The organism is Streptomyces sp. NPDC001204 (genome assembly GCF_053598035.1).
Window position 1 is genome coordinate 145,808 of record NZ_JBSFJL010000002.1, and the last position, 12,620, is coordinate 158,427.

General features: G+C 71.2%; 10 protein-coding genes and 1 tRNA gene. 8 read left to right on the plus strand and 3 right to left on the minus strand.

The genetic code is table 11. The features are described 5' to 3' along the window. Positions 1–21 precede the first annotated feature (21 nt). The 5 genes from ACWC91_RS03605 to ACWC91_RS03625 all read left to right on the plus strand — a co-directional run bounded on the left by ACWC91_RS03605 (position 22) and on the right by ACWC91_RS03625 (position 4,486). On the plus strand, positions 22–1,074 hold the full coding sequence (locus tag ACWC91_RS03605) for a 2-aminoethylphosphonate ABC transporter substrate-binding protein (RefSeq protein ID WP_450640642.1): 1,053 nt from the start codon (positions 22–24) through the stop codon (positions 1,072–1,074). Positions 1,075–1,315: 241 nt separating this feature from the next. After that, the gene (locus ACWC91_RS03610; protein WP_141360614.1) at positions 1,316–2,095 is read left to right on the plus strand and encodes an HAD-IIA family hydrolase; all 780 of its coding nucleotides are present in this window, start codon (positions 1,316–1,318) and stop codon (positions 2,093–2,095) included. A 320-nt stretch (positions 2,096–2,415) separates the two neighbouring features. Then, positions 2,416–2,622, plus strand: coding sequence for a hypothetical protein (locus ACWC91_RS03615; RefSeq protein WP_225078561.1), 207 nt, complete (start codon positions 2,416–2,418; stop codon positions 2,620–2,622). 13 nt (positions 2,623–2,635) lie between these two features. Continuing rightward, on the plus strand, positions 2,636–3,307 hold the full coding sequence (locus ACWC91_RS03620; RefSeq protein ID WP_225078560.1) for a sortase domain-containing protein: 672 nt from the start codon (positions 2,636–2,638) through the stop codon (positions 3,305–3,307). A gap of 150 nt (positions 3,308–3,457) precedes the next feature. Continuing rightward, a complete protein-coding gene (locus tag ACWC91_RS03625) occupies positions 3,458–4,486 on the plus strand; it encodes a glycoside hydrolase family 6 protein (protein WP_450644766.1) in 1,029 nt (342 codons plus the stop codon). A gap of 95 nt (positions 4,487–4,581) precedes the next feature. Here the strand turns inward: ACWC91_RS03625 and ACWC91_RS03630 are convergent, their stop codons facing one another. The 3 genes from ACWC91_RS03630 to ACWC91_RS03640 form a co-directional block, all read right to left on the minus strand. Then, a complete protein-coding gene (locus tag ACWC91_RS03630; protein WP_225078558.1) occupies positions 4,582–6,516 on the minus strand; it encodes a radical copper oxidase GlxA in 1,935 nt (644 codons plus the stop codon). Then, positions 6,513–8,537 (minus strand): glycosyltransferase family 2 protein, encoded by a 2,025-nt coding sequence (locus tag ACWC91_RS03635; protein WP_450644763.1) that lies wholly within the window; start codon positions 8,535–8,537, stop codon positions 6,513–6,515. The genes ACWC91_RS03630 and ACWC91_RS03635 overlap by 4 nt, the downstream gene beginning before the upstream one ends. A 511-nt stretch (positions 8,538–9,048) precedes the next feature. Then, a tRNA-Lys gene (locus ACWC91_RS03640) sits at positions 9,049–9,125 on the minus strand. 186 nt (positions 9,126–9,311) lie between these two features. Between ACWC91_RS03640 and ACWC91_RS03645 the strand changes: the two genes are divergently transcribed. The 3 genes from ACWC91_RS03645 (at position 9,312) to ACWC91_RS03655 (ending at position 12,560) form a co-directional block, all read left to right on the plus strand. After that, on the plus strand, positions 9,312–10,604 hold the full coding sequence (locus ACWC91_RS03645) for a peptidoglycan-binding protein (RefSeq protein ID WP_225078556.1): 1,293 nt from the start codon (positions 9,312–9,314) through the stop codon (positions 10,602–10,604). Positions 10,605–10,677: 73 nt separating this feature from the next. Further along, positions 10,678–11,823, plus strand: a complete 1,146-nt coding sequence (locus tag ACWC91_RS03650) for an SPFH domain-containing protein (protein ID WP_225078555.1) — start codon at positions 10,678–10,680, stop codon at positions 11,821–11,823. Between the two features lie 131 nt (positions 11,824–11,954). Then, the gene (locus tag ACWC91_RS03655) at positions 11,955–12,560 is read left to right on the plus strand and encodes a lytic polysaccharide monooxygenase auxiliary activity family 9 protein (RefSeq protein ID WP_225078554.1); all 606 of its coding nucleotides are present in this window, start codon (positions 11,955–11,957) and stop codon (positions 12,558–12,560) included. The last annotated feature ends 60 nt before the right edge of the window (positions 12,561–12,620 follow it).

Genomic DNA, 12,620 nt, shown 5'->3' on the forward strand with positions numbered 1-12,620 from the left:
CAGCAAGGAGTTCACCTCGCCATGCGCAAGAACACGCTCAAGATCGCCACCGCCGTCTGTCTTCTCGCCGCCCCGCTCACCGCCTGCGGCGGCAACTCCTCCGCCGCCGACGCCAAGGTCGTCACCGTCTACAGCGCCGACGGTCTCAAGGGCGAGAACGGAGACGGCTGGTACGACCGCGTCTTCAAGGACTTCGAGAAGGAGACCGGCATCAAGGTCAAGTACGTCGAGGGCGGCTCCGGCGAGATGGTCCAGCGGGCCGTCCGCGAGAAGGGCAACCCGCAGGCCGACGTGCTGGTCACCCTGCCGCCGTTCATCCAGCAGGCGGACAGCAAGGGCCTGCTCCAGAAGTACGCGCCGCAGGGCGCCGACCAGGTCGGCACCGAGGACAAGGCCACCGACGGCACCTGGACCTCCGTGGTCAACAACTACTTCGGCTTCGTCTACGACAAGAAGGAGCTGAAGCAGGCCCCCACCACCTGGGAGCAGCTCCTCGACGGCCAGTACAAGAACAAGCTCCAGTACTCCACGCCGGGTGTCGCCGGCGACGGCACCGCCGTGCTCGTCAAGGCCATGCACGACTTCGGCGGCAAGGACGCCGCGCTCGCGTACCTGAAGAAGCTCCAGGCCAACAACGTCGGACCGTCCGCCTCCACCGGCAAGCTCGCGCCCAAGGTCGACAAGGGCGAACTGCTCGCCGCCAACGGCGACGTCCAGATGAACTTCGCCCAGTCCAAGACCATGCCCAACCTCGGCATCTGGTTCCCGGCCCGGCAGGGCGGGAAGCCGACCACCTTCGCCCTGCCGTACGCCGCCGGACTGGTCAGCCACGCCCCGCACGACGCCAATGGCAGGAAGCTCCTGGACTTCATGCTCGGCCGGCAGGCACAGCAGCAGGTCAGCGAGATCGGCGGCGGCTTCGGCGTCCGCCAGGACGTCAAGGCCGACGACGCCAACGCGATGGACCTGAAGAAGCTGATGGAGGGCGTGGAGGTGTTCACGCCGGACTGGAACGACATCGACAAGAACCTCACGACGTACGTCGAGGCGTGGAAGCAGGCCACCGGAAGCTGAACCGGCCTCCGGCAAGATCCGGCCACTGGCTAGTGCCGCAACAGGCGACGTTCGCCCCGTCGCGACGCCCGGCACGCACTCTCGCCGCACCGCCCGAAAGCCCAAGTACATCCAGTACGAGGACTTCCGGGCGGCACGCCGAGAGCACGCACCGGACGCCGCTCCCTTACGGGCAAACGTTGCCTGCCGCGGCACTAGGCTGGACTCACGCAAGCGCGCGTACGGCAGGAGGCCGAAGCACATGGCAGACCGCAAGCCCATCGAGTCGTGGCTCACCGACATGGATGGTGTCCTGATCCACGAGGGTGTTCCGATCCCCGGTGCCGACGCCTTCCTGAAGAAGCTGCGCGAGTCCGGCCTGCCGTTCCTGGTACTGACCAACAACTCCATCTACACCCAGCGCGACCTGCACGCCCGCCTGCAGCGCATGGGCCTGGACGTGCCGATGGAGAACATCTGGACGTCCGCCCTGGCCACCGCCCAGTTCCTCGACGACCAGCGGCCCGGCGGCAGCGCCTACGTCATCGGCGAGGCCGGCCTGACCACCGCGCTGCACGACATCGGCTACGTCCTGACCGACCACGACCCCGACTTCGTGATCCTGGGGGAGACCCGGACGTACTCGTTCGAGGCCATGACGAAGGCCGTGCGGCTGATCAACGACGGCGCCCGGTTCATCGCCACCAACCCGGACAACGTGGGCCCGTCCGCCGAGGGCGCCCTGCCCGCGACCGGCTCGGTCGCCGCCCTGATCACCGCGGCGACCGGCCGGAAGCCGTACTTCATCGGCAAGCCCAACCCGCTGATGATGCGCGCCGGGCTGAACGCGATCGGGGCACACTCGGAGACCTCCGCCATGATCGGCGACCGCATGGACACCGACGTGCTCGCGGGCCTGGAGGCCGGGATGCGGACGTTCCTGGTCCTCACCGGTGTCACGCAGGCGAAGGACATCGACCGCTACCCGTTCCGGCCGTCCCACGTCGTCGACTCGATCGCGGACCTCGTCGAGCGGATCTGAGAACCCCGTCCCGCCCGCCCACCCTTCTCACCCATTCGGAGCAGCGCGGTTTCGCAGCGGATGCGACCGTGGCCCGTCGGGAGTCTCCTGATAGCGGAGGTTTCACGATGGGTCCATTGCGCCTCACACTCTGCACGGGACTCCTGGCGGCCGCCGCCCTCGTCCCAGCGGCCGACGGGGTGGACGGCACGGCCGGCACGGGCGGTCCGGTTCTGCCCGGCGCCCCGGCGGCCCCGGGCACCCTCGCCGTCGTACCGCCGTCGAAGCCGCCCGCCGCCCCGGTTTCCCCGAGCCCGCCACGCACGCCACCCACTCCACCCATGGCATTCGTTCCGGCCACCCGGACTCCCGGAGCCACCACCGCCCCGGCGCCGGCCGCTCCGCCCGCGCCCGGCACGGCGCACGCGGTGACCGGGCTGGTGCTCGCGGGAGCCGCCGGGGCGGCCGTCCTGCTCCTTCCCCGGGCACGCGGTACGACCCGTGCCGGGGACGGCCGGCGCGGCCGCCGTGGCCGCGGATCGCACTGAGGGCGGGATCGGCATGACCGACCACGAGGGCACCCGCTCCCGCTGCACCGGCCGCCTCCTGGCCGGCCTCGCCTGGGTGGTGCTGCTGCTCGGGCTGTGGCTGTGGGGACGCGATCTGACCGACGTACGGGAGTCCCTGGCGCCGTCGGCCACCGGGGACATGGCCGCGGCCGGCCGGCCCACCGCGGACCGGCCGGCCGCGTCGGCCGGCCCGCTGACCGACGCCCCGCCGCGGCGCCTGGACATCCCCGGCCTGGGGGTGCGGGCGCCGGTGGTGGCCCGCGGCCTGGACGCGCGGGGCGCGGTCGAACCGCCGCCGGCGGACCGGACCGGCACGGTCGGCTGGTACGGCGCCGGGGTGAAACCGGGGGCGTCCGGGACCGCGCTGCTGGTGGGCGACCTCGGCGCCGGGAGCCGGCCGGGGGCGTTCGACCGGATCCGCTCGCTGCGGCCCGGCGCGGCGGTCCGGGTGGTCCGGGACGACGGCAGCGTCGCCGACTTCACCGTCGACGACGTCAAGGTCCTGACCGGCGACCGGCTCGACGTCCGGCAGGCGTCCGGAGAGCCGAAGCCGGGCCGCGCCGAACTGCGGCTGATCGGCTGCGGCGGCACCGTCGACGGAGCGAGCCGCGCCTGCGCCGCGCGCGTGGTCGTGTCGGCGTACCTCACGGGTACGGGCCGTTGAGGCCACCGGCCCGTGAGGCCACGGCCACCACCGCCCCGCCACCGCCACCCGGCCCCGCCGACGAACCGTCCCTTATGGGACTTTGAGGCCTCGGCCGGCCCGTGACCTGTGACAGCATGGAACCCGGCCGAACGCACCAAGGGGGAAGGCATGTACGGCATGAGGGGGGCCCTCTCGCGTGCCCGTGCGGCGGGGGTCCGGGCGTCCGCGGTGGTGCTGGGGGCGGCGCTGCTGGCCGCCGGGTGCACCTCCGGGGGCGACGACAAGGACGACGGCGCCGGAATCACCCAGCAGCCCAAGGAAGCCGACCCGTTCTGGGTCAACCCGGACAGCAGGGCGGCCCGTCAGGTCGCCGCCTACCTCAAGGCCGGGAAGAAGGCCGACGCCGAGCAGATCCGGAAGATCGCCGGGCAGCCGACCGGCGAGTGGATCGGCCCGGAGAACCCCGAACAGGAGGCCCGCGGTTTCACCGAGGCCGCCGACCAGGCGGGCCGCACCGCGCTGCTCGTCCTCTACAACATCCCGCACCGCGACTGCGGCCAGTACTCGCAGGGCGGCGCCGCCGACGGGGACGCCTACCGCTCCTGGGTGGACGGCGTGGCCCGGGGCATCGGCGACCGCCCGGCCACGGTGGTCCTGGAACCGGACGCCCTGCTGCACCTGGTGGACGGCTGCACCCCGGAGGAGTTCCAGGACGAGCGCTACGACCTGCTCAAGGGCGCGGTCGAACGGCTCAAGTCCCTGAAGAGCACCAAGGTGTACGTGGACGCGGGCAACGCGGGCTGGGGCCATCCCGACCAGATCTTCGAGCCGCTGCGCCGCGCGGGCGTGGACCGGGCCGACGGATTCGCGGTCAACGTCTCCAACTTCTACTCCACCCGGGAATCCCTCGCCTACGGCAAGCAGTTGTCCGCCAAGCTGGGCGGCAAGCACTTCGTCGTCGACACCAGCCGCAACGGCAACGGCCCCTACGACGGCGGGGATCCGGGCGAGCGCTGGTGCAACCCACCAGGCCGGGCACTGGGCGAGACACCCACGACGACGACGGCCGACCCGCTGGCCGACGCCTACCTGTGGGTCAAGCGGCCCGGCGAGTCCGACGGCACCTGCAAGGGCGGCCCGAAGGCGGGGGACTGGTGGGCCGACTACGCGCTGAAGCTGGCGAGGGCCAGCAAGTAGAGGGACCGGGACATGACTTGGGGCGCCCCCCGGAGGGAGGGCGCCCCTGAGCGCATGCGGTCACGGGACCCCGGCTGCTCCCGGGCCCCGGCCCGCTAAGGGACCTTCACCCACTGCGCCTCGCTCGGCGTCCCCTGGTCGTCGTCGACGAACAGCATGTACCACCCCGACTGCACCAGGTTCCGGCTTCCCGGCACCGTCACCGTGATCTTGTCGCCGGACGTGGTGAAGTCCAGCGCGATGGAGCGCTGGTCGACGTCCGTGACATGCGTGGAGGCACTCGGGCGGATCAGCCGGACCTTCTTGATCGTGCCGGCGTGCTGCGAGGTGAACGTGCCGGAGGCGCCCCGGGCGATGGTCCGCGGGCCGCCCGACAGGGAGGGCCGCGCGTCCCGGTACAGATACGGCGGCGTGTAGATCTCGACGCGCTGCTCGAACGTGCCGGGCTTGGTGTTGGCCTTGTCGCCGTAGAGCGAGTCGGAGCCGAAGAACATCACCCGGCCGTCCGGCAGCAGGATCGAGCCGGCGTGGTAGTTGCGGCCCACCAGCGGGTCGGCGACCCGCTTGAAGGTGTTGGTCCCCGGGTCGTAGAGCCGGGCCTGCAGGATGTTGGAGTCGCCGCGGCCCCGGTAGTCCTCGGAGCCGCCCGAGACCAGGATGGAGTCGTCGGGCAGGACCGAGGACTGCGGGTAGCGGGTGCCCTTCTCCAGCGTCGGCCCGTCCGTGAAGCGCGGGTTCTTCGCCTTCAGGTCGATGATGCGGGTCTTCCGGCTGGCCAGCTGGGACTCGCCGACCCCGCCGCCGCCGATCACCATGAACCGCTCGTCCTGCGCGGGCGGCAGCAGGACCGTGCCGGAGGTCTCCATCATCTGCGGGTCGCTCAGGCCGGGCAGCTCGGTGAACTCGTTGCTGTCCACGTCCCAGACGCCCGGGTCGCGGCCCACGTCGGCCGGTCCGTAGCCCGCGTTGGAGCCGGAGTAGAACAGCTTGCCGTTCCGCAGCAGGAACAGCGCCGGGTAGGTCGGGAACTGACGGTCCTTCGGCGTGTACGTCCACTTCTTGGTCTTGGGGTCGAAGACCTCGTTCTTGCCCGGGACCAGCTGGCCGATGTCGTCGAGGCCGGAGACGCTGAGGATCTTCCCGTCGCTCAGGGTGGCGAGCGTCGGGTACCAGCGGGCCTCGTTCATCGGGTCGACCTTGATGTACTTCTCGGCGACCGGGTCGAACTCGTAGGCGTCCCGGATCCCCTGGAAGTCCTTCTTGTCCAGGGCGAGCTTCTCCGCGATGCCGTACGTGTTGCGGGTGTCGTCGCCGGACAGGCCCTGGATCCGGTAGTTGTCCTGGGTGCCCGTCTCGTACCGGGCGCCGCTCTTCTGCGCCTCGACGTAGATGCGGCCCAGGCCCGGGCTGTTGCCCAGGAACCTGCCGGCCTGGTCGAAGTTCTTCTTGGCGCGCGGCACCAGCACCGGGTCCTTGGAGACGAACGTCTTGCCGTTCTTCCCGCCGGTGAACCTCGTGCCCGCGGGCAGCGTGATCGGCTTGTCCGGGTTCTCGTTGTGGACGATCATCAGGCCGCCGGCCTTGGTGACGTCGCCCTGGAGCTTCTCGTACCGCTTGGTGCCGCCGGCGATCAGGATGTTGCCGTTGGCGAGCTGGGTGTGGCCCGTGCAGAACAGGTCCTCCGGCGTGGGCACCTTCTTGATGGTGCCCTTGACCGGGTCCCAGATACGGGTGTCGAACTGCCGTGCGTCGAAGTTCTTCTTGTTGTTGCCGGAGCCCGCGACCATCAGCACCTTGCCCGTGTGCAGCAGCACGGCGTGGATGGTGTTCTGCCGGTACTCCTCGGGGAACTCGACGATCTCCCAGTGACCGTTCCCGGCCTTGTACTCGGGCTTGTTGATCTTGTACTGGTGGTAGCGCTCCGTGCCGAAGCGGTAGAGCCACGGCCCGTTCATTCCGGCCAGAGCGACTACCACCACCGCGCCGATCCCGAGCCGTCGGGCGCGCCGGAGGCCGGCCTGGTCCTTCATTCCTTATGTCCCCCCAGTCCACCGAGGGCGATCTGCATGGTGTGCTCGCCCGTCGTTCCATCCGTTCCGGCCCAACTCGGCCCCTGCCGCTCCGCGCTGCCCGGCGCGTGTCCCGGCGGTACCTCCGCCACCGGGACCGGCATCCCCCGGGCCGGTGTGTGCGCCCGGTGCGGGTGTGCCGGAGCCGCGTCCCGCGGCTCCGGAGCGGCGGCCGCGGACGCCTGCCGGCGCCGCTCCTGCCGCAGCGTCCACCGCCAGGCGAAGATCGGCGCGGCGGTGACGAGCATGGCGAACGTGGCCCAGGTGATCATGGCCGGGTGGGAGTGCCCGAGGGCGAAACCCGCGACGAGCGAGCCGCCGAAGACCAGGATGAAGAACCAGTGGATGCGGAACGTCCCGAACAGCGTGTCGGGGCTCGCCGACTCGCCCTTCGGGGTCACCACGAACTTGCTCTTGCGCCGCAGCACGGCGTCCATCAGCGAGCGCGCGTAGACCGGCGCGGACAGCGCCGACATCACCATGCCGGCCACCCCGCCGGAGCCCTCCGGCTCGTGCGGCGAGACGTTGTGCCGGCGGTTCCAGACGTACAGGCCGATCTGGAGCGCCGAGGCGTTGCCGTACAGCATCAGCCACACGGTCGGGTCGATGTTCACGCCCGAGGCGCCGAGGCCCAGGAACAACGCGCAGCTCAGCGCCGCGAGGATCCAGTTGAGGGCGGACATCGGGTAGAAGATGATCATCATCGTGTAGTTGAAGAGCTTGGCCGGCGGCAGGGTGCCGAAGCCCTTCCAGTACTGCTTGAGGATCGTCTCGTAGGTGCCCCGCGACCAGCGCAGTTGCTGGGTGAAGAAGTCCGTCCAGGCGTTCGGGCCCTCGCCGACCGCGAGCACGTCCGGGGTGTAGACCGACCTCCACTTGCGGCCGGTCGCCGGGTTCTTGGCGCGGTGCATCTCGAAGCCGGTGGCCATGTCCTCGGTGATCGAGTCGTACAGGCCGCCGATCTGCTTGAGCGCCTTGATCCGCACGGCGTTCGAGGTGCCGACGAACATCGGCGAGCCGTAGCGGTTGCCGGCCCGCTGGATCAGCGCGTGGAAGAGGAACTGCTGCGACTCGGCCGCCTTGGTGACGAACGTGTCGTAGTTGCCGTAGACCTGCGGGCCGATCACGAAGCCGACGTCGGGGTCGCGGAAGTACCCCAGCATCCGCTCCAGGTAGTTGGGCAGCGGCACGTGGTCGGTGTCGACGGAGGCGAAGAAGTCGTAGTCGTCGCCGTGCGCCTGGAGCCAGGCGTTGTAGTTGCCGTGCTTGGTCTTGGCGCGGTGCGGACCCTTGGCCTGGTTCCAGCGCTCGACGCCCTTGCGGCTGAAGTGGTGCACGCCCAGGCGCGCGCAGACTTCCTTCACCTCGGGGTCGTCGCCCTCGTCGAGCAGCCAGACGTGCAGCAGGCCCCGGTGGCGCAGCCGTACGGCGGCCTCCAGGGTCCTGGTCACCATCTCCAGCGGTTCCTTGCCGGGCACGAAGGAGGTCAGGAACGCGACCCGCGTGCCGGTCTCGGGCACCACCGGGACCGGGTCGCGGGCGACCAGGGTGGCGTGCGCGTTGGACAGCACGTTCATGCAGCGGAAGAACTCGATCAGGCCGATCGAGACAAGCATCACCGCGTCGAGGGCCGGCAGGAAGTCGTAGGCCGGGTAGTCGCGTTCGGTCCAGTGCTTGGGCTGGAGCAGCCAGGCCAGCAGGACCAGCGACAGCAGCGGCGCGGCGGCGAGCATCAGCGCGACCCGGATGCGGTGCGGCTCCTGCGAGATCAGCGAGCGGTACTGCACCGTGTACGGCTTGTCCGGGTCGGGCTCGGTGAGAGGGCCGGCCAGCCGGCTGTAGTGCTCGTAGTCGTATTTCGGCAGAGACTTCTTGATTCTGCGGAATGCCCCCGTGGTGCCGGTGCGGTGTCCCGGCACTCGTAGCCGGGTCGTCTCAGAAGGATCGGATTCGTGCCGGGCGCCCGTCGGCGTCGACGTCATGACTCATCCCCCCACACGCATGCGAGCGCGTGTTCGTCGGTTCCTTCGTCTGTTCGAGGCCCCCCTTGGCCCGTCACGGACGTTTGCGTGCCGGCCGCGGGTCACCAGGTCGGTCCCACCTCGGAGACAGGCGCCGCGGCTCGCCGGTTGCATGGCCGCCCCCCGCGGCGGCCGTCGACGCGCGGGAGTCACGGCTCACCGCGCGGCCGGGCAACCGGCTCCTACAACCCCCCAACACCCCCCAACATCCCCAACGCCCCCCAAGTGCCGCCAAAGGGCGGCAGCTTGACATCCAGGGTTCTACGGTGTTCAGCATGATCGCAAGACGCGAAACTCGGAGTTTACCGGCCATACGCGCGCATTGCGGAGAGGGGGTGCGGCGAGGGGTGCGACACCCTGCGCCGCCCGCTCTTCCGTACGGCTGAGACGGGAGAGGTGTTCAGCCGGGACGGAAGGAACCGGCAAAAAGTGAAGGCGAGCCCGGTCCTGTGGACCGGGCTCGCCTTCGTCGTGGTGCGCCGCCAGGGACTCGAACCCCGGACCCGCTGATTAAGAGTCAGCTGCTCTAACCAACTGAGCTAGCGGCGCCTGCTGACGTCGTTCACTTTACATGACCCCCGGAGGTCCCCCGACCATCCGCGCCTGGTGGGCGGGGCCGCTGGAGCCCTCCTGTACATCATTCGGACCGTCAATGTTCGCGTCCGGTGGACAGTTGTGGCAATGATCAACGTGCACAGATCCGGATATGTACTGATGAAGTGTGAGGAAGATCGCATGAAGTCTCCGGTGTTCGAGGACATCGACCCCGCGAGCGACTGCGACTGCCCCGGGTGCGTGCGCGGGCGTGGCCTCTCCCGCTCCCCGGCCGCCCGCACCCCGGTCCGTCCGGCCGCCGCGCATCGCGCGCTGGTCGTGGCGGCCGTCACCGCGGCCGCCCTCGGCGCGGGCCAGGCGCCACCGGCGGCGGCAGCCACCCACACCGCCGGCCGGCTGCCCGGGCCGCCGGCCCAGCAGCCCAGGGCCGAGGAGCCCGAGACCCCGCAGGGCGCCGCGGGCGCGCTGTTCGGGCCGGAGGGGCCGGCCAAGGCGGGGGGGCTGACCGCGATCAGCGCCACCACCCGGTCGCAGATCGTCAGCCGGGCCAAGAAGTGGCTGGACGCCCGGGTGCCGTACAGCATGAACCGCTTCTGGCGCGACGGATACCGCCAGGACTGCTCCGGCTTCGTCTCGATGGCCTGGAACCTGCCGCGCAACGAGTGGACCGGCAGCCTCGGCCGGTACGCGCTGCGGATCACCAAGGGGCAGCTCCAACCCGGCGACATCCTGCTCTTCCACAATCCCGACAACCCTCAGAAGGGCTCACACGTGGTGCTCTTCGGCGGCTGGACCAACCAGCGGCACACCTCCTACATCGCCTACGAGCAGGCGCCGCCGCACACCCGCAGCAGGACCACCCCGTACGCGTACTGGACCAACTCCAAGCGCTACGTCCCCTACCGCTACAAGGGCGTCACCCGGGGCGTGGCCGGTCCCGCCGCGGCGCCGCCCGCGCCGTACCCGGGAGCGGCGTACTTCGGCCCCGGCGCCGACAACCCCCATGTCACCCGGCTCGGCCGGATGCTCGCCGCCCGCGGCGGCGCCTCCTACTACACCAAGGGGCCCGGCCCGCGCTGGTCGGAGGCGGACCGGCGGGCCACCCAGGCCTTCCAGCGCGCCCAGGGCTGGACCGGGGCGGCCGCGGACGGGCTGCCGGGGCCGGGGACATGGCATCTGCTGGTGACCGGGAAGGGCAAGGACATCCAGGCCGCGGGCCCCGCCTCGCACGGGGTGCCCGGCTATCCGGGGCAGGGGATGTTCCGGCCCGGCGCCGACAACCGGTACGTCACCGAGCTGGGCCGGCAGCTGGTGAGGAAGGGGTACGGCCGGTTCTACACCAACGGGCCGGGGCCGCGCTGGTCGGAGGCGGACCGGCGGGCCGTCGAGGCCTTCCAGCGCGCCCAGGGGTGGCGGGGCGGCGCGGCCGACGGCCGGCCGGGGCCCGAGACCTGGCGCCGGCTCTTCGCATGACCGCGGTCCCGGAGGGACCGCCGATCCACCGTACGAACGTCTGAACCATCTGGCGCGGAGGCTGGAGGCAGGTATGAGTACGACCACGTCCCCCACACCCGAATACGACGGGCGCGAGGCGATGATGGCCCCGGACGGCTGGGCGGGCCGCTGCGTCCCCCGGATCATCCACAACGAGGGGACCACGGAGATCCCCGTCCATCTGCTGTTCCGCGACGACGCCGACACGGTCCCGCTGCCGGTCACGCCCGCGGTGGTGGGCAGCAGGAAGGCCAGCGGTGAGCAGCCGCGGCTGGGGCACGGGCGCCGGGCGCCCGCGCCGGCCCGCCCGGTGCCGGAGATCGAACCCGACCTGGTGGAGCGCCCGGCGGCGGTGCTGCCCGGGGCGGCCGGGGTGCTGGCCGGGGCCTGCGGGGCGGCGGGCTGTGTGCTCACCTCGTGGTGGGCCGGGGTGCTGCCGGGCATCGCGGCGCACCTGCTGGGGCTGCCGGCGTCCGCGGGGGCCGGACTCGGCGGACCGCAGTGGGCCGCGTACGCCGGGGCGGGCGCGCTCGGCCTGTTCGGCTTCGGCGGGCTGGCCCGGGGCCGGACCGGGCGGGCCTGGGTACTCGGCCTGTTCGGCCGCTACCGGGGGACCGTCCGGCACACCGGGCTGCTGTGGCTCAATCCGCTGATGCCACGCCGCCGGATCGACGTCCGGCTGCGGCACTGGCGCAGCGAGCCGATGCCGGCCGCCGACGCGGGCGGGGTCGCGCTGCGGGTGGTGGCGCTGGTGGTGTGGCGGGTGCGGGACACCGCGCGGGCCACGCTCGGGATCGACGACCACGAGACGTACCTGCGCGAGTGCGTCGAGGCGGCGCTGGCCCGGGTTCCGATGGACGCGCCGGGCGGGGCGCGGGGGACGGCGGCCACCGCGGACACGCTGACCCGGCTGGTGAAGCGGGAGGTGGCGCCGGTCGGTCTGGAGGTGTTCTCGGTCCAGCCGGTCCGGGTCGAGTACGCGCCGGAGGTCGCCGCCGCCATGCACCGGCGCAGCGTCGCCACACTGGACGCGCGGCACCGGGCGAGCGTGCTCACCTCGGTGGTGGACTCGGTGGAGGACACGGTGACCCGGCTGACCACCAGGGGTCTTGTCGACCTCGACGACTACGAACGCAAGCTGCTGGTACGGGACTTGACGGTGGCGTTCTGCGCGGGAGGCCGGGAACCGGGGTCGTGACGGGGACGGCGTGACGGGGCGGGGGAGGTCGTGTCTTTGGTATGGACATGTTCAAGTAACGGCAATAGCCTGAACTTGGTCTAGACCTGCACAGCTCACTGAACCTCCCCCACGTCTCCAGGAGCGGCAGTATGCGCACCAAGGCCAAGATCTCCGCAGCCGTGCTCGGCCTCGCGACCGCCGGAGCCTTCGTGCTCTCCACGGGCGGTGCCAGCAGCCACGGCTACACCGACCTGCCCATCAGCCGGCAGAAGCTCTGCAACAACGGAACCGTCGCCAACTGCGGCGACATCCAGTGGGAGCCGCAGAGCGTCGAGGGCCCGAAGGGCTTCCCGGCCTCCGGGGCGGCCGACGGACAGCTCTGTTCCGGGAACAACACCCGGTTCAGCCAGCTCGACAGCCCCAAGACCCCTTCGGGCGGCGCCTGGCCGACCACCAAGGTCAACGGCGGCCAGAGCTACACCTTCCGCTGGCAGTTCACGGCCATGCACGCCACGACGGACTTCAAGTACTACGTGACCAAGCAGGGCTGGAACCAGAACCACGCCCTGACCCGCGCCGACCTCAACACGACCCCGTTCCTGACCGTGCCCTACGGCGGACAGCGCCCGCCGGCCACCCTCAGCCACAGCGGCACCCTGCCCTCCGGACTGAGCGGCCACCACGTCATCCTCGCGGTCTGGACGATCGCCGACACGGGCAACGCGTTCTACGCCTGCTCCGACGTCACGTTCTGAGCGTCGATCCGGGCACCCCCCGATCCGCGCGTTCCCCGGGCCACCGGACCGGCCGGCGTG